General features: G+C 53.7%; 15 protein-coding genes and 1 pseudogene. 13 read left to right on the top strand and 3 right to left on the bottom strand.

Annotated features, from left to right (window positions below; all coding sequences use genetic code 11):
• Positions 1-114: 114 nt before the first annotated feature.
• The 5 genes from RBB81_RS21705 to RBB81_RS21685 all read left to right on the top strand — a co-directional run bounded on the left by RBB81_RS21705 (position 115) and on the right by RBB81_RS21685 (position 4900).
• On the top strand, positions 115-1266 hold the full coding sequence (locus RBB81_RS21705; RefSeq protein WP_353072116.1) for an acyltransferase family protein: 1152 nt from the start codon (positions 115-117) through the stop codon (positions 1264-1266).
• 351 nt (positions 1267-1617) lie between these two features.
• Positions 1618-1962 (top strand): DUF1905 domain-containing protein, encoded by a 345-nt coding sequence (locus RBB81_RS21700; RefSeq protein ID WP_353072115.1) that lies wholly within the window; start codon positions 1618-1620, stop codon positions 1960-1962.
• Positions 1963-1966: 4 nt separating this feature from the next.
• Positions 1967-2182 (top strand): hypothetical protein, encoded by a 216-nt coding sequence (locus RBB81_RS21695; RefSeq protein ID WP_353072114.1) that lies wholly within the window; start codon positions 1967-1969, stop codon positions 2180-2182.
• A gap of 586 nt (positions 2183-2768) precedes the next feature.
• Entirely contained in the window at positions 2769-3737 is a 969-nt protein-coding gene (locus RBB81_RS21690) for a HipA family kinase (protein ID WP_353072113.1), read from the top strand.
• A gap of 950 nt (positions 3738-4687) precedes the next feature.
• On the top strand, positions 4688-4900 hold the full coding sequence (locus RBB81_RS21685) for a hypothetical protein (RefSeq protein WP_353072112.1): 213 nt from the start codon (positions 4688-4690) through the stop codon (positions 4898-4900).
• 314 nt (positions 4901-5214) lie between these two features.
• Here the strand turns inward: RBB81_RS21685 and RBB81_RS21680 are convergent, their stop codons facing one another.
• Positions 5215-6216 (bottom strand): ABC transporter substrate-binding protein, encoded by a 1002-nt coding sequence (locus RBB81_RS21680; protein ID WP_353072111.1) that lies wholly within the window; start codon positions 6214-6216, stop codon positions 5215-5217.
• 134 nt (positions 6217-6350) lie between these two features.
• Here RBB81_RS21680 and RBB81_RS21675 point away from each other — a divergent pair, with 134 nt between their 5' ends.
• The 5 genes from RBB81_RS21675 (at position 6351) to ggt (ending at position 15410) form a co-directional block, all read left to right on the top strand.
• Positions 6351-7025 carry a response regulator transcription factor gene (locus RBB81_RS21675; protein WP_353072110.1) on the top strand — a complete coding sequence of 225 codons (675 nt, stop codon included), beginning with the start codon at positions 6351-6353 and terminating at the stop codon, positions 7023-7025.
• On the top strand, positions 7003-8484 hold the full coding sequence (locus RBB81_RS21670; protein WP_353072109.1) for an ATP-binding protein: 1482 nt from the start codon (positions 7003-7005) through the stop codon (positions 8482-8484). The genes RBB81_RS21675 and RBB81_RS21670 overlap by 23 nt, the downstream gene beginning before the upstream one ends.
• 173 nt (positions 8485-8657) lie before the next feature.
• A complete protein-coding gene (locus RBB81_RS21665; protein ID WP_353072108.1) occupies positions 8658-11942 on the top strand; it encodes a TonB-dependent receptor in 3285 nt (1094 codons plus the stop codon).
• Between the two features lie 73 nt (positions 11943-12015).
• Positions 12016-13650: a tannase/feruloyl esterase family alpha/beta hydrolase gene (locus tag RBB81_RS21660; protein ID WP_353072107.1), complete on the top strand. Its 1635-nt coding sequence runs from the start codon at positions 12016-12018 to the stop codon at positions 13648-13650.
• Positions 13651-13850: 200 nt separating this feature from the next.
• Positions 13851-15410, top strand: coding sequence for a gamma-glutamyltransferase (gene ggt, locus RBB81_RS21655; RefSeq protein ID WP_353072106.1), 1560 nt, complete (start codon positions 13851-13853; stop codon positions 15408-15410).
• 269 nt (positions 15411-15679) lie between these two features.
• On the opposite strand, the gene RBB81_RS21650 is transcribed toward ggt, so the two are convergent.
• Together RBB81_RS21650 and RBB81_RS21645 are read right to left on the bottom strand one after the other, a co-directional pair.
• Positions 15680-16507 carry a hypothetical protein gene (locus tag RBB81_RS21650; RefSeq protein ID WP_353072105.1) on the bottom strand — a complete coding sequence of 276 codons (828 nt, stop codon included), beginning with the start codon at positions 16505-16507 and terminating at the stop codon, positions 15680-15682.
• A gap of 615 nt (positions 16508-17122) precedes the next feature.
• Positions 17123-17464: pseudogene (locus RBB81_RS21645) on the bottom strand (DUF1003 domain-containing protein).
• Between the two features lie 313 nt (positions 17465-17777).
• On the opposite strand from RBB81_RS21645, the gene RBB81_RS21640 reads away from it, so the two are divergent.
• From RBB81_RS21640 to RBB81_RS21630, 3 genes are all read left to right on the top strand, one after another.
• On the top strand, positions 17778-18506 hold the full coding sequence (locus RBB81_RS21640) for a hypothetical protein (protein ID WP_353072104.1): 729 nt from the start codon (positions 17778-17780) through the stop codon (positions 18504-18506).
• 419 nt (positions 18507-18925) lie between these two features.
• A complete protein-coding gene (locus tag RBB81_RS21635) occupies positions 18926-20266 on the top strand; it encodes an MFS transporter (protein WP_353072103.1) in 1341 nt (446 codons plus the stop codon).
• Positions 20267-20293: 27 nt separating this feature from the next.
• Positions 20294-22606: an SRPBCC family protein gene (locus RBB81_RS21630; protein WP_353072102.1), complete on the top strand. Its 2313-nt coding sequence runs from the start codon at positions 20294-20296 to the stop codon at positions 22604-22606.
• Positions 22607-22608 lie beyond the last annotated feature (2 nt).

Below are 22608 nucleotides of genomic sequence, written 5' to 3'. Positions count from 1 at the left end.
GGGGATAACAGCGGCGAGACGGCACTCGCTTCCTGTTCGATTCGGCGAACTCCGTTGTCATCTGAAATCCAGACTTCATGTCCAATGCTACTTTAGACCTATGATGGAAAACTCTTGACGAACATAGTTATCAATCCAGGCACGACCGGCGAGCACCACCGCTTCCACTTTCTTGACGCACTTCGCGGCTTGGCGGCCGTCCTCGTCATCATGAGGCATGCTCCACGCTCCTTCGCGCAGCCTTTTGCCACCGAGAATAGTTTTCTCGCCGTTGACTTCTTCTTCTGCCTCAGCGGGTTTGTCATAGCCTTCTCCTATGAAAAACGCCTTTGCAGCTTTCTGACATTCAAGAGCTTCTTGGTTGCGCGCCTTATCCGTCTCTATCCTATTGCAACCCTCGGCACCTTCGTCGGAGCAATCGAACTGGTCATCAAAATGCAGCTGCGGGGCATCCTTAGCAAATTCATTCTTCCCATCACCATCGAAACCGTTCTTGGGTTGCTCGTCCTTCCCTCGCTTTCACTCAATCTTTTTCCGCTAGACGGCGTGATGTGGACCCTCTTCTGCGAACTCGTTGCCAATCTCTTCTATGCCGCTCTGCTGCGCTTACGACTGGCCAGCACCGGCATTATCGTCGGCTTAGCGACTCTTGCTGCTGTCTCCCTCTTCGCAGAGCGCCTTCAACTGGGTACGCTCGACCTCGGTTCCACCGCCGACAGAGCCTACGTCGGTTTTAGCCGTGTTTCGATGTCTTTTCTCTTAGGTGTACTCACCTTTCGAATCTATCGCCACCGCGCACCCGCTCGATCTCCGGTCTGGCGGGCCTCTCTTCTGGCAGGTATCACCCTTACTTTCATCTTCGTGCTTTCTCTCTGTGGTCCACCTGTCCTCACACGTAATCCTGCGTCGGAATTCGCCATGCTCATCCTGCTCTTTCCACTGATTATCTATCTTGGCGCCCACGTCTCACTCTCCTCACGCTGGACCGCCCTGTGCGCTTTTCTCGGCACCATATCGTACCCTCTTTATGTCCTGCACCCGCCCATGCTCCTGCCCCTCGGGCTCCCGCCCGCCATTCGATTCGCCCATGAACATCAGGCGTTTGCCGCGTTTATCATGCTCGGGTACACCGCTTTGCTTGTCATGCTCTGTTGGGCTGCTGCACAATTTTATGACACCCCCGCTCGCAAAATCCTGACCCGCCTTTTTCAAGGGGTAAAAACGCCTCAAAAGCGCAAAGAGTTGACCGACTCCACCGCGCGTTAGGCACTTGAGTGGCGGGACCGCAAGCGCTCAGCCGGACGGATTCACGATTGCGGCCGAAATACTTCGCGACCTGCTGCTTGCGAGTGTGATCAGTTGGCTCGTCGGCCTCCAAGGGGTGAACAAACTCAGATCGGCACTTGGCCTCGTCGTCATTCTCTGGCTGGGCTTTCCCTTTACACTGCTTCGGGTTCAATGCTGTGGCCGAATGTCCCGCTAGAGTTGAGGCTCATTCATTCCGGAGACTGGCTGATTAAGATTTTGGTCATGACATTGGCTATATGGTTCACGAGCAAGAATGCGGAAATGCGGGTAAATCTGACAGCGGTCCGCACAGTCCAACAAAACTAATCTATGGATTACACAACGCAAATTTCGATGGCACAGTGGGCAAAGATGCTGACCCAATCTTTCATGGCACCCCTCATTAGAAGCCCAAAGTCTGGTGGCTGGACTTACGTCATCTGGCCCGAATCTGTCACGTTATTGGGGACGCGTGGATTGGCGAAAGTCAAAGGCACCATTGACGGATACCCATTCCAAAGCTCGTTTATGGCACTGGGAGATGGCAATCACAAGCTTCCCGTGAAAGCTGAGATCCTACATGCGATCGGAAAGGCGCCGGGCGACACTGTTAGCGTCACACTGCTCGAAAGAATCGATCCGGTCCGCAAGGAGCGAGGGAAGTTCAGCCGGTAGGAAGATGGGTCATGGTAAATTCTGCGAACGACGGGTGGAGCGTATCCCCTTCCGCATCCCGGAACACGATGAACTGCCAGACCGATTGGAGTCGGTAGTGGATTCGATCTACGCAGGCTTTGCCGAAGGATGGGTGGATGCCACCGGAGCTGATCCGGCGCGCCGGGAACTGGCCGGGAGGCGATCTTTCTCAGCAGAAGCCGCTGCACTCTTCACGTAAGCAGCCCTGGCAACGCAGGTGGGCGAGAAATCCACCGGATACTGGGGACAAGCGCTCAAGCGACGTAGTCAAAGACACCGGTACGCCTGGGTCCGTTGTCTCAAGCTGGCCGCACAATGGCTTCCTCCACCTCGTGTGCGCCATCCCTGGCCCCTTGACCGCTTCGCCGCCAGTCATCCGAGATAAGAGCCGCATGCGCTAATGAGCGCTCTTGCGGATCTGTGCGGGGACGATCAGAAATGATCGTCCCTACCGCGACCTCATTGAGCTTCGCACATCCTAAACAGTTCCGTGTTGCTCTCGATTCACGGGCCGTCCGGAAGTAATCACGTAGTGCCTGCAAAGTCAGCTTTGCGGCAAGTTGTAAGAACCTGCCTACCCCACGATCTAAGAATCGGAAGAAAATGTCGGCGGAGCTGATTGTCTGGACATTGAATACCGAAAATCAGACCCGACGCCAATACCTGCAGTCAGGGGAGGAGCGGATGTCTTGGCACTCCTCTAACCCAACCGTTACTCTTACAGTGGCTAACAGTTACTCCTAAGGGGCTAAACAAAAGTTGTAGAGTGGAAAAGTGGACAGACCATGTACGCTTCAGAGGTTCCGTTTGGAGGAAAAGTGGGTCTCGTTGAGTTTTGTTCCTTTGAAGATAGCCTTCATCCTTGTTCTAATGCCATTCTCTCTGCCAACAAATACATCAGGAAGATGAAAGGTGGTTCGCAGTCGATTTTAGTTCGAGCCAATGATGGCCGGCACTATGTTGTAAAGATGACGGACAATCCCATAGGCCCCAACCTCCTCGCCAATGAACACATGGGGAGCCTCGTTGCAAAAGCGGTCGGACTCCCCGTAGCGGAAGCCAGGGGGATATGCCTCTCTGACAGCTTCATCGACAGTCATCCGGACCTCTGGTTCGAACTTCCATCTGGAGTACGCCGCCCCGATAAGGGTATGCATTTTGGTAGTCTGTTTGTAGGCCAGACCTCTGGCCCAGACCGGCCAACAGAATACATAAGCCCTTCAAGAGTCAGCATGATCACAAATCGGGAGGTGTTCTTGGGGATGTACCTCCTCGACGTTTGGGCCAATCATCAAGACAACCGTCAGGCTATCTTCAGACGAAGCTCCACAAACGCTCAGGAAGTTTGTTTCATTGATCACGGCCACATGTTCGGAGGTCCGGAATGGAACTTTGAAGGCAATCTTGGTTCTGCTCTTCATTTGGAGATGGCAGTCTATACAGATCTTTGGCATGATAAACAAGTAGCCTCATGGATCTCACGATTTCAAACCATCATTCCTGAAGTGCTCACGTCAATAGTCCCCCCGATGGCATCAGAATGGTATAAGGGGGATTTGAGTGAACTGCATAGCAGTCTAACGGATCGATTACTTCGTTTGCCGGAACTCGTCCAAGCAGATGCAGAAAAGACTTGGCACCCAAGTCAACAGAAAATTATAGATGAATCTCTGCGATTATCAGATCTTGGAATACACGACCTCAGAACTCCAGACACACGGAGTGCCTTTCGTCGTGGTCGTGCGACTGCATGAGCTGGGTTCATACACCTTACAGACTTTTGTCCTGCGACAGTGGGAAGCGAAGATTGGAGTTGCCTCCCAATGGGAGGTTGGTGAAATCGAAACCTTCTTAGAAGATCTTCGGCTTAAAAGTAGCGAACAGAGTTCGACTGCCTCTTTGTTTGGGCGTTTAGCCAATCTGAATGTTGGCCCCATTCGCGCCTTCGTGTCGGGATCTTGCTCAGAGCAAGACTTAAATGAAGTGATCCGAGAGTTCTTTGAGACTGTTCGCGGATCTTCGTCTTGGCAAGAGCATTTCGACAACCTTCATTAGATCCAGAATGGGAATGCGCTCATCGGACATTGCGTTTTGTCAACGCTGGCACGTGAGTGCGCTTTACCATTTGATCTATGCAAACAGCGATTATCGATGGTGGGGTCAACCATTCCGCGCATTCAGAAACCGAAATTACACCGGTCCGGACGCAATCAGATTGCTTTGAAGCTTTCATCGGACTGCGTAATGTCTGTTTAGTCTCCGTTCTTTTTTGGATCGTTCTTGCGGAACTCGCCCATAGAGTGCACTTCATGTTTCACAATCCACAATGGTGATTACTTTTTGAGTGGATTGTCTGAGTGCAACGATTCCAGACATCTGGCGCAAGTTCCTCAGCTAGGTTCCAGGCATTTTCAACGAGCACAGCATCAAGATAGCCGCAGCGGCGGGTGGAATGCGGTGGTGCTAACCTGAGTGAAGCCCCTTCCATAAGACACCTCCGCTCGGTCGTCTTCACCCCGCCGATCAATACGAGCGGCAAATTAATTTCCTATCTGAGAGTTTCGACAGCGCGGCAAGGCATTCCAACGGTATCCGTGAAATACGAACGGTCACAATAAAGTTTGAGCGCGTTTCTCCATACGCAACTGATCTGTGACTTTCGAGGGATTGGCCGTGCCGCGGGCCTGATTGCAAAGTGTAGGGCATGACTACCAGAGAAACACTCGTCAAAGAATTGGAACAACTCAACACGGCGATCGACTTCAACTCGAAACAAGGGCTGAAGCTGCTTAGCGAATACGCAGGCGTGGGAACGGTCGTCGCGAATAAAGAAATGATCTTCTTTGAAGACGACCATGCCAGGCTCCTACGCCGTCGCGACGCTGTCCTCAGATCCTTAGAAGCGATCCCAGACTAGCCGATCTTCTCCTTTGCAGACGATTGAACCGGACCAATATCTCCCACACGGAGCCTAGCGGTACGCCTTTGCCTTCGTCTAGGTACCTCTTTAGCCTGCTCCGAGCATCGTTGCGATCTTGGAAAAGGCTTCCTCTCCTGTGAAATTGTCAGAACTATTCGTGGTTCAGAGTTATGAAATGCTGCGCAGGCGGTGAAAGTTCTTTTTCAGCATCGATAGGTCCTCGGAAGTCGGCTTATCGCTTGCACCGATCCAAGTTGTCATCAGACAAAGGTGTGCGTGCCGCAGCGTGCGTCCCAGATCACGAACCTAATCTATCGATGATTGGTATGCATAGCGAACCGCATATCAAAGAACTCGGAAGGGTCCAATGTTTGATCAGACGCGACCAATCCCAGAGCCTTTTGCGATTTGATGTTGTTCGCTACTCCTTCCGCCGTGACGATTCCATCTTTGGAAAAGGAAGGGCGTGTGTGTTCGATGCTTTTAACAAAGACATACCGGTCATGTTTGGCAGACATGGGCAATGCATCTGCAATATCTGCTGCACTGTGCGTTGCAATGAATTGATTGGCCCTTATGACCGCGTTGACCATCCCCTGGACTACGGCCTGCCGGTGCGCGATGACGTCCGATCGTGTCATGAGGCCCGTAAACGCATAGGATCCGGTAAAAACACGCTGTGTCTCCTCGTAAGTCACAAGGTCAAGCAGCAATGACGCATTACCGCTGATCAGGAGCCGCATCGCTGCTGGATCAGTACTAACAGCAGCATCGATGTCGCCACGCTTCATAGCGGCGATCATCTGATCGGTATGACCTACAGGAATGATCGAAACTGCGTCCAAGGGAACACCAGCGGATTTCAAGACTGAAGCTAGAATCACATGCGTCCCTGAATTGAGGGCAGCAATGCCGATGCGTCTTCCTCGAAGGTCTTTGATTGAACGAATCTGGGCACGAAGGCTCCGACGCACGGTAAGTGTAACTGCGGGTAAGTCGGTAAAGGCCGCTAGCATCTTTAAAGGTCTTGGAGCGTTGCGCGTATATACCGCGTGATCGATGGAGTTGCCAGAGAACTCTACTTGACCGTCCTCAAGCGCCTTCGCAGTATTAGGACCGCCCTCATAGAATTTGAATTGGACGTCCAGACCCTCATCTTTAAAATAATGCAGAGCCTTGGCCAGATCGAGCTGAAGATAGACGATATTCCCCGGCCGCGAACTCACCGCTAACCGAACGCTTATCCGGGGGGCATGCCTAACCGCAGCAATGGCCGGAGCGAGCGAACTCAAGGATGTTAAAAATAGTGCCATGAGTGCAACGGCTTGTCTGCAGGCAGCTATCTTGGGATTATGTAGGAGCACTGTGGGAGCCTGATAGTATGATGGAACGCCAATGGTAGCACAGCCTAATCCTCTCCCGGCTCGCACCTGGCTCGGAGGTCTGCATGCGTATTCTGCTAGTGGAAGACGAGCCGAAAGCCGCGCAGATGCTCGCGAAAGGACTCCGCAATCAAGGTTATTCCGTTGATATTGCGAGTAAATCGGAAGAGGCTCTTTACAAGGTGGCAGTCAATACCTACGACTTGATCATTCTTGACCTGGTGCTGCCTGGGCAAGATGGATTCAGTATCTGCAAGACGGTGCGGGCTACAGGCCATAGTCTTCCTATCCTTATTCTCACGGCACGCGATTCGGTCCAGGACCGGGTAAAAGGTCTCGATACCGGCGCAGATGACTATCTGACGAAACCGTATGAGTATTCCGAACTTCTCGCCCGGATTCGGGCACTCCTGCGTCGCGGCACCACAACTTATACGGAATGCATTCAGGTCGGGGATCTGCGCATTGATACAGGAGCACGGTCGGTCACGCGCTGCGAACAGAAAATCAACCTGACAGCAAAAGAATATGCGATTCTTGAGTATCTTGGGCGGAAAAGCGGAAAGCTTGTATCTCGCGAAGAGCTCTCGGAACACGCGTGGGATGAAAATTTCGATGCCTTCTCCAATGTAATCGATGTCTATATCCTTCGACTCAGGCGAAAGATCGATTCGGGATATGACAATAAGCTATTGCGTACCCGTCGCGGGGAAGGCTATGCGCTTATTTCAGAGAACTAAAGAGCAGAAGACATCCTCCACCCTGCTACGCCTCACACTTTGGCACGTAGCTGTTCTCGCATTGTTCATGGCTGTGTTGAGCTATGTAATTTACGCGCTACTCAGCAGAAATTTCTACGGTAAATCAGACGCCGTACTCACCTCGATAGAAGATGCGACAGTGGCGATCCTCCAACATGGGCTCAGCGAAAGTGGGCTGGATGAACTGGCAGCTCGAGATGCCGTAAGAATACTGAGTTTTTCGGGGTACACGCTCTCTATCTATGACTCCTATGGCAATCTGCTCGCAGAAAAGCCGATTGGCATAAGTGAAGAGTTTGTAGTCCCGGGTGTCGCATCGCTAGCAGATGGTGAAGTTCATCTCTACACAGTGAAGGCGAATGACAAAACCGGACTCCGTCGTGTAGCCGTGGTTCACATCACTCTTCAGCCTGTGGGCCGGACGTATATCGTTGTCGCAAGCCGGTCCCTTGACTCGCTTCTAGTCCAATTGAAAACCGGGCGCAGAATACTTTTGGTGGGAGTGCCAATCGGCTTACTGCTCGCTGGGTTAGCTGGCTGGTTTCTTGTCAGAAAAAGTTTTGCGCCTGTATTGGCGATGTCGGAACACGCTTTGCGCATTAGTGCCGAAAATATTGATCAGCGATTCCCAGTCTCCGACTCGCCGGATGAGCTAGGCCGTCTAGCCAACACCTTTAATGACCTGCTCTCCCGGCTAAGTACCTCATTTCACCTTCAGAAACATTTCATGGCAGACGCCTCCCATGAACTGAGAACACCGCTATCGATAATCTGCAGTACGGCTGCGATTACATTGCAACTGGACAAACCGAAAGAGGATGAGGATTATCGCCATTCCCTCGGGGTGATTCAGGAAGAAGGACGCCGATTAAGCAGGGTTGTAGAGGATATGTTTTGTTTGGCAAGGGCAGACTCGGGCGGCCTTGTTCTGCAACGTACGGCATTTCATTTGGATGAGCTTTTGCTGGATACCATTCGAAGTGTTGGGTGGCTCGCGACCGCAAAGGGGATACGTATTCACATTGAATCGCTTGAGGAAGCGCCAGCTCAAGGAGACGAGGACCTGTTGCGGCGCATTTTCATCAATCTGCTGACGAATGCGGTAAAACATACCCGTGCCGAGGGTGAAGTATTCGTGAGTCTCGAAAAGTACGAAGGTGAGTACCGGGTGTCAATCAGAGATACCGGTAAGGGGATCGAAGCGGAACACCACGGCCTGATATTTCAGAGGTTTTATCGGGTGAATCCGGGCCATTCGCAAGAGGAGAACAGATCGGATACGACGAGTGGTGCCGGCTTAGGCCTGCCGATCGCCCGCACTATCGCCGAAGCTCATGGAGGCTCTCTCTGGCTTGAGCAATCAAATCGAGAGGGAAGTACATTCGTCTGCGTGTTGCCGATTGTTTTGCAGGTTGAACAGCAGCTTGAGATGTCTTGACGCCAATCCAAAATGAACGCTGAATGAATTTGCCGAGTTAGCTTAGTAATCGCCTGTTCATGCAGGAACCGTTACGGTTGGCTCACTTCCTTCAGATAGTAGGCCCATGCTGCAAAATATCGCATTTAAGGCTACTTGGATGGGAAGGGCAGAACGGCACCTCAGGAGGCGACATGAAAGTGACCATCACGAAGACAAGACGCGGGCGTACGTGCAGCCTCTACCTGGTGGTAGTTCTTGTGTCACTGTTGGCCGCAGCAGGAGCACCGCGAACGCTACACGCACAGGTAGAGGGAGGAACAATTGCCGGCACGATCACCGATTCCACAGGGGCGGTCGTGCCTGGTGCCCTGATCACCGTCCGGAGCACGGAGACAAATTCGAGTCGCCAGCTGACGACAAATAAAGATGGCTTTTACCAAGCCCCTGACCTGCCGGCAGGAAAGTACGAAGTAACCGCGAAGGGACAGGGCTTCAATACCGAAGTTGCTTCAAACATCACGTTGACCGTTGGCGCAAGACAGTCTGTCAACCTCACTTTGAAAATAGGACAATCTGCGGAGGTTGTTGACGTAGCTGCAAGCGCTCCAACCGTTGACGCGACAACTTCAAGCGTAAGCGAAGTTGTCGATTCAAAGAAGATCGTCGAGCTTCCTTTGAACGGACGTGACTGGACTTCTCTGGCGGTCTTGCAGCCCGGTGTCGCGACGGTGCGGACCCAGGCGACAGTCGGTATTAACAACACTCGTGACAACCGCGGCTTAGGAAACCAGTTATCGATTGCTGGGAACCGCCCGGAACAGAATAACTATCGTCTCGATGGAATCAGCATCAACGACTATGCCAACGGAGCGCCAGGGAGCATTCTCGGTGTCGACCTGGGAGTCGATTCAATCCAGGAATTCTCGGTAGTGACCGGCAATGCGGACGCGTCGTACGGTAAGACAGCAGGAGGTGTCCTGAATGCAATCACCCGGTCTGGCAGCAATAGCTTTCATGGCAGCGCATTCGAATTCATCCGCAATAGCGCTCTAGACGCACGCAATTACTTCGATGGGGCAAAGATTCCCGCCTTCAAGCGGAACCAGTTTGGCGGATCCGCAGGTGGCCCGATATGGAGAGACCACACCTTCATCTTCGGCAACTACGAGGGGGTGCGACAAAATCTCGGTGTAACATTTGGTCCCAGCAACGTCCCTTCGCCAGCCGCGCGTCAGGGCATCCTTTGTTCTAAGTGCTCCACGGGGCCAGTGACGGTGGCCGTCGCCCCAAGTGTAACGAAGTTCCTTGCCCTTTATCCTCTTCCCACTGGCCCCCTCGATTCCACGGGAAATACCGGTACATACTCATTCGTCGGCGCGCAGGTAACGAGCGAGGACTTTTTTACCACCCGCACTGACCATAAGCTCAGCAACGCAAACACTTTGTATGGGACCTATCTCTTTGACAATGGGAAAACTACCGGACCCGACACTCTAGGCAGCAAGCTGATTGGCACACTTTCAAAACGTCAACTTGCCACGATTGAAGACACTCATGTGTTTAGTTCAGTCCTTCTCAATTCGGCGCGATTCGGCTTCAGTCGCGTCGTCTCGAAAGCACCCTTGACCCTAAGTGCTCTGAATCCATTGGCAGCAGACACCTCCCTTGGGGCTGTGCCGGGTCGCGCTGCTCCGGTCGTGAACGTAACCTCGCTGGTGCAATATCCCGGCGGTCTGGGTTCTGTGGGAGAGTTCGATTACCACTACAACTCCTACCAGGCGTACGACGATGCATTCTGGACGCGCGGAACCCATGCGCTCAAATTTGGATTCGCCTTTGAGCGTATGCAAAACAATGGCCTCGGAGCGTTGAATCCGAACGGCAATTTTACCTTTCCAGATCTCCAATCGTTCCTTACGAACAAGCCGTCCGCCTTCAGCTCCCCGCTTGGCAACGGCATCTCTCCCCGCGACCTTCGTCAGTCTGTCGTCGGAGCGTATATTCAGGACGATTGGCGTTTTCGCCCGAACCTGACTCTGAACATGGGTCTGCGCTATGAAATTTCCACTGTGCCCACGGAGAGCAAGGGAAAGATAGCTACGTTGGTGAATGTGACGGACGCGCAACCGAGACTCGGCAATCCCTATTTCAATAACCCCACACTCAAGAATGTCGCGCCACGTGTCGGCTTTGGATGGTCTCCCTTCCAGAACGGCAAGACGGCCGTACGCGGTGGATTTGGCGTTTACGATTCACTGCCCCTGCTCTATCTCTTCCAGGTCCAGTCAGAGACGGACGCGCCGTTCTACCAGACCGGTAGCTCGAACAACTCTGCAGCGTTAGCTGGGGCGTTCACGAATGGCGCCTATCCTCTCATTGCCGCATCAGGCGCGCTGAACTACCTGCACATGGAGCAGAATCCCAAGCGCAATTACATCATGGAATGGAACCTGAGCGTCCAGCAAGAGTTTCCTGGCAGTATCACCTTGACCACGGGATATGTCGGTTCCCATGGCCTTCACCAGCCCGGACAATGGGACCAGAATCTAGTCCTTCCGATTCGCACACCTCAAGGCTACATGGGAGCTCCCGCAGGTACGCCTCCGGTAAATACCCACTCGAATGTTGCCGGGGTGAGCGGCTATTTGTGGAATGGGATGTCGAGTTATGACGGATTGAATGTAGGCGTCAAAAAACTGCTCTCCCACGGTCTGCAGCTTCAAGGCTCGTACACCTGGGGGAAGGCAATCGATGAAGGTTCCGCCACGATCAGCGGCGATACCTTCCTCAACACTCTCCTGCAATTGCCATTCTACTTTGATCCACACCAGAGAAGAGGTCTCGCAGACTTCAACATTGCTCAGAATCTCGTCATCAACTATCTCTGGCAGATCCCTGGCACGAAGACAACCATCGGACCCGTTCGTGTCCTCAGCAATGGATGGCAACTTGGAGGCATCTTCCAGGCCAGCACGGGAACACCGTTTACCGCGATGGTGAGTGGCGATCCAATGGGCATCAAGAACCATGGGGGAGATATCTACGGTATCGCGAACCGTGTGGCGGCTCCCGGTTGTGATTCCGCCGTTGGTCTTGTAAGACGCACCGGAGGTCATCCGCCGACCTACATCAAGACGCAATGCTTCGCCTATCCGGGCAAGTACCTCGGGAATGCAGGGCGTAATACCCTGATTGGCCCAGGCTTGAAAAACTTCGACATGTCGTTATTCAAAAACACCAGAATCCCCGCCTTGTCGGAGAGCTTCAACGCGCAGTTCAGAGTAGAGGCCTTCAACATCTTCAATCGCGCTAACTTCGCGATACCGACGGGTTCAAACGGTGGAGATCGTGTGCTGTTCGCCCAGACGGGTTCGCCTGATGCTCTGACGTATTCGACCAATGCGACGGCAGGGCAGATTAGTTCGACAACCACGACAGCCAGACAGTTGCAGTTCGGACTGAAGTTGATCTGGTGAACGGGAATCTTTCCAAATCGGTTCAAATTTGCCGCACTCAACTCTTGCAAGACCGATAAAGGAACAGATTTCTATGAAGCACGCTCGATTCATCTATAGAAGCTTTGTCGTACTATTCCTCCTCGGAGTATCAAATCCGGCCCACGCGTTCGCCACGAACTGTGAGGCCCTCTCATCAATGACGATCTCTCATATAGAGATCACCTCAGCTACCGAAGTCGCGGCAGGCAAGTTCACGCCACTCACAAAATCTGAGCCCAGTGAACCTGGCACACTTTCAGAATCCGTTCCCGCATTTTGCAGGGTAGTCGGCGTAGCGCGTCCTACCGATGATTCCGTGATCAACTTCGAAGTCTGGTTGCCGACACCTTCCGCTTGGAACAAAAAATTTGAAGGCGTCGGAAATGGCGGCTACATTGGGAGCATTAGCTATGGCGCGATGGAGAACGCGATAAACCGAGGGTATGCGACTGCCAGCACGGACACTGGACACATCGGAAGCGACCTTAGATTCGCCGCGGGCCATCCTGAAAAGATAGTGGATTGGGGATATCGGGCAATTCATGTGACCGCTGAGACCGCCAAGCTTATTCTCCGCGCGTACTATGGACATCCTCCGCAACATTCGTACTTCAATGGATGCTCCACTGGTGGAGGACAGGCGCTATCCGAAGTTCAACGCTTTCCCGACGACTATGACGGCATCATCGCCGGAGATGCTGGAAATGATCGGGTTCATCTCAATGCAGCGTTTATCTGGGCATTTGCTGCGACACATAAAGACGGTCAACTTCTACTTCCCGAGAGCAAGTTGCCGTTAATAAACAAGGCCGCGATCGCCGCCTGCGATAGGAACGATGGACTGGAAGATGGGATCATCGCGGATCCACTTCAGTGCCACTTCGATCCCGGTGTCCTCTTGTGCCATGGAGGGCAGAGCGAGAGTTGCCTCACTCCAACAGAGATTGAAGCGGCTAGGAAGCTCTATGCGGGACCCAAAAATCCTCGCACTGGCAAGCGGATTATTGCTGGGTGGGCGCCAGGCAGCGAAAGCCTGACGAGCGGTGACTACGCTGGCTGGAAGAACTATGTATTGAGCGGGGCAGAACCGGCGCGAACCGACTTCTGGAAGTACTTCGTCTTTGACGATCCCGACTGGGATTGGCGCACCTTCGATTATGACCGCGACCTCGCATACGCAGATACCAAGATGGCTGCCGTCAATGCAAGCAACGCCGACCTTCGAGAATACAAAGCGCATGGTGGAAAGATTTTGATGTATCACGGTTGGGTGGACCCCGTGGGTCCGCCACAGGACGCCATCGACTACTACGAGAACGTAGAACAAACGATGGGCGGTTCCGCGATGACTCATGACTTCTTCAGACTCTTCTTAGTGCCCGGGATGTCCCACTGCAACGGCGGCCCAGGGTATATGTTGGCTGGAGGAGCACGCGCCGGCAACGATCCTGACAACGTACCAAAGGCGCCTACTCCAGACCCCGACCATGACGTGTTAAGTGCTCTCGATCAGTGGGTTGAGCGAGGAACTCCTCCATCTCGGATCATCGCCGTTCGTCATATGCATGGTTCTGATGACCGCAGCATACCTGTCTGCGCTTATCCGTTTACGGCTCAAATGATCAAAGGTGGCAATGCTAAAGATGTCTCCGGCTTCCGTTGTATCGATCAGAGAGGAAAGCAATGACAGAGTCTCGTTAGGCTTCGATTTCCCTAATGACACACGTTCAAGTACCTCAACATGAGTTTTACTAACGAAGGAAAGTATCAATGTATTTCAATCGTCGCCGCCTCTCCTTAGTGCCAATGTTCACGCTTCTTTCCCTTACCTGCACTCTATGTAGAGCGCAGCTTGCACCCAGACCGTTGGTAACGGCAAGGGAAGCAATGGTCACCTCGCTTGACCCGCTTGCATCGGAGGCGGGCATGCGCATCTTGCAGCAGGGCGGCAACGCCTTTGATGCTGCAGTCGCAACTGCAGCCGCAGTTGCTGTGGTTGATCCACGAATGTCTTCGGCTGGAGGCAATGGATTCGCAACGATTTACATTGCAAAGACACGCGAGGTCCGTGCTCTCAACTTTTATGGAACTGCACCAAAAGGAGCCACAGCCTCCTTCTATACGGGAAAAGATTACTCACGTGGAGTACTCTCGGCACCCGTCCCCTCCGGTCTGAAGGGGTGGGAGACGCTTCATGCTGCCTACGGAAAACTGCCCTGGGCGGTCGTACTGCAGCCTGCTATTGATCTCGCACAGAATGGGTTTGTCGTGAGGAAACCCTTTAGCGACAGTATTAGCGAAAAGCGCGAGTTGCTCTCAATGTTTCCGACTTCTGCCAAAGTGTTTTTGCCGAACGGTCACGTCCCCCAGCCAGGCGAAATCTTCAGACAACCTGATCTTGCACGAACACTCAAAGAGATTGCCGCCAAGGGCGCCGCGGTCTTCTATCAGGGATCGATCGCAACTCAAATAGCTGACTTTTACCTAAAGGAAGGCGGCATCATTACACGAGAGGACCTGCGCGCATACCAGGCATCCTGGGTTACGCCGATCTCGACCACTTATCACGGATACACGTTCTATACCCAGCCGCCAAGTAGTAGCGGAATCGCAGTTCTGGAACAGTTGAATTTTCTAGAAAACTTCCCTCTGAAATCGCTTGGCCAAAATTCACCTGAATATCTGCACGTTGTTGGTGAAGCGATGCGACTGGCGATCGCCGATCGCAACCGTTATGTTGGCGACCCCAACTTCGTGAAGATACCGGTGAATCGTCTTCTGTCAAAGGAATACGCCAAACGGCGCAGTGATCTTATTCATCTCGACTCAACCATGTCGGTAACTACCGCTGGCGATGTCGATCAACCTGTCGAATCTCACACAACCCATATGAATACTGTGGATGCGGATGGAAACATGGTTGCCTTGACCCAGACCTTAGGTGCAGAGTTTGGCTCCGGCGTTGTCGTCGGCAACACGGGAGTTTTGTTCAGTAACGAGATGAGGCATCTGCATCTTGACGCGAACGACCCCTCGCGGTTGGAACCAGGTAAAAGGTCCCGCTCTAACGAAAGTCCAATTATTGTATTGAAAGGCGGTAAGCCGTTTATGGCGCTTGGCACCCCAGGTAACGATGGAATCTGGCAACGGCTTGTTCAAGTGATTTTGAACGTGGTTGATTTTAATCAGGACATCCAAACAGCAATTACTGAGCCGCGCATGGTCTATGGGGGCCAACAAGAGACTGGGACAGAGATAAAGCCGGTATTCAATGTCGAGGATAGGATTCCCGAGAACACGATCGATTCCTTGCGCGCAAAGGGTTATGTAATTAAGTCCGTGGGTGATGACATAGGAAGGGTCAATGGAATTGTCATCGATCTCAATTCAGGATTTCGGTCCGGAGGCGCTGACCCACGAGAAGACGGATACGTCATCGGATGGTGATAAGGTTTAAGACCGTTGGTAGATCTGGATTTCCAATCTAGGTGTGAGATGCCTCGCAACGCAATGGTTGCTCGACTTTACCCTTCATGGTGGAACAAAACGGGCATATCGGGGCTCATGATGGTTGGGTCCTGGATTATTTCCAGAAGTAGACGAGGAGCATGAAGGTGGCGCCAAACAACGTGCATGCAATCACAAACAGCCTAAATCTCGGTATAGGTGCCAACTGGCCCTCCGCCTTCTTCGTAATTCAAGTCCAGGCGTCTAACCTAGGGCTTCGGTCCCGGCAGAGGGTTCATTGGCATCTCACTCGGTATGCTCCCCAGCAGAATCGCTAGGTCTCGCTTCATATGCGTCAGCCGTGCGCGAAAGTCATACAACATCGCCTGCCGGTCATCCAGATCACCTATGGTCTGTTTGATCTTCTCTCCTGGCATGCTCGTAATTTGGACAATCTTCTCGTGTCCCTTCGCCGACTCCGGTTCTGGAATCCGCCCCACCTGCACCCAACCGCGGATCAGCCGTTGTTGCCGTGTCAGGCCATCCGGGTCGCCGGGCACGGGTGAGTTCATGAAAGTAGCCACGACCTTTGAATAGACATTTCTGTCATTGGCAGGACGGTCGAAGAGCTCGCTCAACATATTGCTCTTCACCTCCAGCTCCCGCTTCGGCCCCTCGCTGATCCGCAGGCCAATCAGCGACAGCACCGCCGTCGCCGACCCCGCAACGATACCAGTCACACTCGCGGCACGGGCATGGGTCGTCAGCCCAAGCGCTGAGCTCGCCGTGCCCGCGGTTCCACCAATTGCAATGCTCACCAGGTTCAACCGGCCAACCTGGCTGTCCCGATGCGTCGTCAGGTAATTCTGCAGCTCTCGCGTCTCCGCAATCTCCACATCCATCTGCCCAGTCGCCGCATCTACTTCCAGCGATGCCGAGGTCACCTCCATCAGCGCCTGCTGCCGCTGGAAGAACAGTTCCCAGCGATTCTCAGAAGACGATTCCGACGATAGCTCCCGTATGCGATCGAAGAGCGGCAACATTCCGGTAGCCCGCGCCGTCTGCTCCGCTGAGAGCGGCAGATCGGTATCGGGCACAACCTTCGGCGCACTTTGTGCTGATACGGCAAGATTCAGACAAAGGCTAGCAACCAGAAGTATGGAACATCTGGGCAGGTTTTGATGCATTGTGTGAAACATGGCGCAAGTCTATGCTCAGCCGCCCCCATACGAAAGCTGTTTTACCTCTAAACATTGGCACTGACCTGCTTCAAGCGCCTGCGAAGTCTCGCTTCCGGTGACGTCGCCGTGTCGCTCCAGCCTGAGAGTTTAAGTTGCTCAAAATCCCGTTAATGAGAAGTTCAGCAAAGCGCTTCTTGTCCAAAAGGCCATAATTGCCCGAGGAGCCATCCCTCGACTCGACCTTCAGGTTGTTCGAAGGGGCGGGTCAACGGGGATGTTTCCGAATTGTGTCGATGCGGCAGACCGATCAACGCTCTGATCAACGCATCTGAATGATGCGCCGATCACCGGGCAGGTCAATTATGCGCGTTTGTCCTGCGTGGCTCAACGACGATCGCAGGCAGGGCAGGACTATACAATTTGGTTCAAACGATCGCGGTCCAAATGAACTTCATGAAAGCTCGCTTGAACATTTTCATCGGGTCCACCAAAATCCCGGGCGCGATATCGAAGCGCAAGTAACTGACCGCATCATTTGGCTGCCTCTCGGACACGTTTGTGCTGTGAGATCAAGTCCGAAATGTCCACCCCTTGCTTACTGGCTATTCGATCCAGGGCTGTCATGATGAGCTCGATTTCCTGCTCAGCCTTAACATTGGTTTCATAGTCCAGTTCTGATCGAACCTCCGCGGATTTGGCTTGCCGGTTTTGCGAGATCATGACAAACGTTGAAAGGAAATATGGCTTCGAGTGAAACGATTAGAGTCAAAAGACCGAAGGATACTTGTCAAAAACCAGCGCGAGGCCCAGCGCACCCAAGTTTACGACAATCCATAAGCCAAACCACAAGGTGTGGACATAGACAAACGTCATGGACCCGGCAAACCGGGTCAGCTCGTCGGCAATCTTGTCCCCCAGATTTTTTAGCTTCTTGAGTTCTTCGTTGGCATTCTTAGCCACAATCGCCTCCTTTATTCCCAAGTCTTAGGTGCGAAGGGTTTGCGAGCTCTTGAGCAAAGGTATACAACCGGTTGGCGTAGTCGTAAGCGTATCGATACTAAACGAATGCCCTGGGGTGCTTATAGTGCTGCTATCGAGTGCGATCCTCGCAGCGGTCCTTATTCATCGTGGAGTGTTATCCATCTCACCGGAGGGCCGCCCGCCTGTTCATCCTCTGTGGAGCCGCATGTTCTTGCCCGATCAATCCACTCTGCTCGTTCCAGGCGATAGCGGGTTGGTTCTCTTTGGCAATTTCGCGAAACAACACGTCAACCTCGATAACTACATCAAAGGGGAGTACCGAACCCTTCCGGCGGCAGCTTCCACCGCCCAGCAGGCTATGCAAAATGACTTGGCGAATCGAAGATATACCTCCATCGTTGACCTTCAGATCGCGCAGTCTCTCAATCGGTTGGCCCTGGCGGATCGCTCGAAATTGCAGGTCCGCTATGCTCGCGATCTCCGGCCAAACGACCTCAAGTCTGGAAACGCCATCCTCGTCGGAGCGGCCGAAGCAAACCCCTGGGTTGAACTCTACGAACGCAATATGAACTTCGTATTTTCGGATAACTATGAGATTCGCGTCTTTTCGGTGTTCAACCGGTCGCCCCGCAAGGGTGAGCCGCTGCGATGGGAGTCTTCGCTCGCCGATCCGCAGCATCACGTGTACGGAGTTGTCGCGTTTCTGCCCAACCTTGGCGACAATGGTAACACCCTTATCCTCGAAGGCACGTCGATGGCGGGTACCGAGAGCTCCTGGGACTTCGTATCCGACGACTCGCAGCTTCTTCCATTTCTTGATCGCATACGTCGCCCCGATGGAAGCTTGCCCCACTTCGAACTCATCCTCGAAACAATCAACATGGGCTCTAGCGCAGTTAGAAGCACAGTTCTCGCCTGGCGGATAATTGGCTGAAATGCCGCTATATCGCCTTAAGGTTAGCGTTGAGTTCACGAGGTCTATTTTGTCGGACGATGCATCATCGAATTGATCGTGGACCAACTTAGAGTCTTAGAGTCGTTGAGTCGACCTGTTCAGTCGCCACACCCATGTGTCCCCGCGCAGAGAGAGGTTCACGGCCGGAATGGTTTGGAGTGAACTCTGAAGTTACTGACGCTTTGGATCAAGAGCTTGGCGGTTGATGGTGGAAAGGATTAGACTGTTCTCCCCCGGGATCGGCATTTCTCGCACCGTACATCACAGAGCGTTTAGAAGCAATAGATTGCGTTGCTGGCGATGCCAACGAAAGAGACCAGACAGTCGCCCCGACTGTTCGGAAGTTGTTCCCTGGCTGAATCTGGTATAGGGCCCTCAGATTTCTGACGTACAGATCCGTGGCTAGTCGTGTTTTGCCTGCGCGATCTCAAACAGGTCGGGCTAACGCAAAAGCTTCTGAGCGTAATTCTCTTCTAGTGATGGACGTCGTGACTCAAATAATTCAAGACCGTGCAAGTGACGCACTGGGCAGTCATTCCCGAGCTATGGTCGCCGTCATCGCATTTGCTCTGTTTCTCGACTATTTCCTTTACGGCCTCCTTTTCCCTTTGGTAGCTCATTCTCCCGCCGGGTTGAAAGGTGAAGGACATCTTGCGTTGCTCTACGGCGTATATGCAATCAGTGTCCTGCTGGTGACTCCAGTCTTCGGGTACTTGGGTGATCGCATCGGCGGCCGATCAACCATGTTGTGTGGTACGGCGTTGGCGGTCTGTGCAGTATCGCTGTTGGGCGCGGCGCCGAGCCTCTCGCTGCTGCTACTCGGGAAGTTCTGCCAAGGCGCCGCCTCGGCCGCGCTCTGGACCTCGGGTCTTGCACTCATCGCGACAAACTATGTCGAAAAGCGTGTGGTGATGCTGGGTTATGCATTTACTGGCGGCACATTCGGTTCAGTGATCGGGCCGATTGCCGGCGGACTCCTCCATCGCGCAGGCGGCTATAGGTTGCCCTTTCTCATCACCGGCGTCGCGTTTGTAATCGCGGCAGCCCTGATCGCTCTTCTTGTTCCAGCAGGTGGGAAACAACGGAACGAGCCGGTCGACCTTCGTGCTTTGATGCTCAACAAATCGCTGAAGGTCCCTGCTGTGGCTATCGCTCTAGCCGCGTTTTCTGTGGGAATCATCGAACCGCTCTTGCCTGTACGGTTGGCGCGTTACGGCGCAACATCGATGGCAATCGGCATCATCTTTACGGTCTCGACCTCTGTGTACGGCTTGAGCGCCCCCCTTGTAGGCCGCGTGTCAGAGCGGATTCCTATCCAAAGAGTGATCGTTCTGGGGACGATCGCAATGGCGGCCACGCTTCCTTTCCTGGCGCTCTTCAAGGGTGTCATCCTGGTCGGCGTCACGTTATCTTTGATCAATATCGCGTTTGCCTTCATGCTCAACCCGGCGTCGGCGGAACTCGGCAACGTTGTCGATCGATCTGGAATGTCTTGTTATTCGGCAGTGTACGCGGTGTACAACGTCTTTTATTCCATAGGAATGTTGGCCACCGCAACGCTCGCTTCTGCCGCGGCCCGATTGCTTAACTTCTGGGGTGTTTTACTCTGCGTCAGCGCAATCTTGCTGCTGTCTGTTCCCTTTCTCATCAAGACGGGTCCGCAACGAACGATGATTGCCGCGGCGTCTGACGGAATAGCCGCAAAGGGAGCCGGCGCGCACGGTGAAGTCCATTCTTGAAAAGAGTAAGTCAAGGAGGTAAATCCTATGATCCAGATCATTCCAAGCCAAGTCACCGAGACCCCCGCTAGTTTGCTCGCAGCGCTTGATCGCGGCGAATCGCTTCCCGCCCACTGGTACACGGACCCCGCTATCACGACGCGTGAAATCGAAAAGATTTTTCGGAAGACCTGGAATTACATAGGCCCGGCAAAGGAGCTGGCGAATCCGGGCGACTACATTACCGGCTATGCGGGCGAAGTACCCGTTGTCGTGATCCGCAACGAAGTAGAGTTGGCGGGCTTCGTCAATGTATGCCGCCATCGCAGGCATGAAGTGATGAAGGGCCGCGGAAACGCGAAGATGATGCAATGCGGATATCACGCCTGGACCTACGATCTTACCGGTTGCCTAAAGGGCGCGCCGCGCTCGGCTGCTGAACGCAACTTCCGGCTGGAAGACTATCCACTTCTGCCGCTTCGAGCGGAGACGCTGGGCCCATTCGTCTTTGTCAATCTTGACTCCCAGGCAAAGTCTCTTGCCTCGTACTACGGCGATCTGCTCAACATCCTCGCTGGAAGCGGCATCCACCTGGAAAGTCTCGAGCTATACAGCCGCGACTCCTGGACCGCCGAAGCGAACTGGAAGACGATGCTTGAGAACTATCTCGAGTGTTACCACTGCGCCGTGGCACATCCCGGCTTTAGCGCAGCAATTGATGTAAAGCAGGAAAACTACAACCTCACCACGCATGGCTGGTTCGCGAGTCAGCTGGGGCAGGTGCGTCAGTCGGCGCTCGAAGGCAAGACCGCTGTCGAAATCTATGACGCGCGCGGCGAGATAACGCAGGCTCAATATCACCTGTTGTGGCCTAATGTCACGGTCAACATCAATCCGGGGTTTCCTAACCTCTCCATTGATGTTTGGGTCCCTGACGGACCGAACAAGGCCAAGGGATTCTCGGAACAATATTTTGGGCCCGGTGTGTCGGAGCAGTTCGCTCATGATCTGATCGCCTTCAACAAGAAGGTGGGTTACGAAGACGACGTTCTCACCAATTCCGTGCAGCACGGGCTCTTGGGTGGCATGCCTGATCGGGGCCGGTTCCTGATCAACAGCGAGCACCTCTGCATCCATTTCCAAAAGCTCGTTGTCCAGGCGTTGTCTGAGAACTCAGGGAGGCTCGAAGAATTGCCTGCAGCCAGCTCGCACCCGGTCTCGACAACAATCAGCGCAGCTCCAACCGCTTCCGCCGCCGCGGAAAGCGAGCGCAACTCCTATGTGGAACTAGAGGTTGCCAAAGTTGAAAGAGAGAGCGAAATCATCAGCTCCTTTTATCTCCGCCGCGTAGACGGTGACCCATTATATCGCTGGGAACCAGGTCAGTTCCTGCCTATCCGTGTGACGATCCCCGGCCGCACAGAGCCCGCTTTGCGGACCTATTCAATCTCAACCTGTTACAACCCCAATTTCTACCGGCTGTCGATCAGGCGCGGTGAGGGAGCTGCGCTGGTCTCTCAGTTCATGTACGCCAATGCGAAGACCGGCTTTCGTCTCCACGCCTTGATGCCGCGCGGCAAGTTCGTTCTCGACCAGAGCAGCAATCGAGCTGTTGTGCTTGTCTCAGGCGGGGTTGGCATCACGCCAATGATGGCCATCGCCGAGCACATCGTTGAGGAGGGCCGCCGCACCGGCACCTATCGGCCGATCCACTTTATTCACGGCGCGCAAAATGGCCGAGTCCGCGCATTTGGCAAGCGTATTCAGGAACTCGCAGTCGAGCACCGTACGCTAAGCGTGCACGTCTGCTTAAGTGGTCCCTCACCCGAGGACGAGATCGGCGTTACCTATCACAGCAAGGGCCGCGTCGATATCACCCTTGTGACTGCGCTTGTGCCTCCGGGCGACTACGACTTCTACCTGTGCGGCCCATCTGAGTTTATGAATTCGCTCTACGCAGGACTAGTTGGGACTGGCGTTCGACCTGAGCGAATTCACTACGAGTCCTTCGGTCCAGGAACGGTACTTAAACCGGAGTTGCCGAGAAAGCCTTCGGAAGAGCACAACGGGAGTGCGGTCCACGTGAAATTTGCCCGGTCTGGGACCGAGACGGCATGGTCCCGGGAAGATGGCACTCTGCTCGAGCTTGCGGAAGAGGCTGGGCTTGCTCCCGCTTTCGGCTGCCGTTCGGGAATCTGCGGAACGTGCAAGACAAAGATTGTTCATGGCGCCGTAGAGTATCTCGACGAACCGCTGGCTGACCGGGGCGAAGGGGAGATTCTGCCCTGCTGCTCCGTGCCGCGAAAGGCTCAGGGCGAAAACCAAAATGGCGGACGTCCGGACGTCGTTCTCGACCTATAGCG

Source organism: Tunturibacter gelidoferens (assembly GCF_040358255.1).
Classification (GTDB): domain Bacteria; phylum Acidobacteriota; class Terriglobia; order Terriglobales; family Acidobacteriaceae; genus Edaphobacter; species Edaphobacter gelidiferens.
This window is presented reverse-complemented; position numbering and strand designations above follow the sequence as displayed.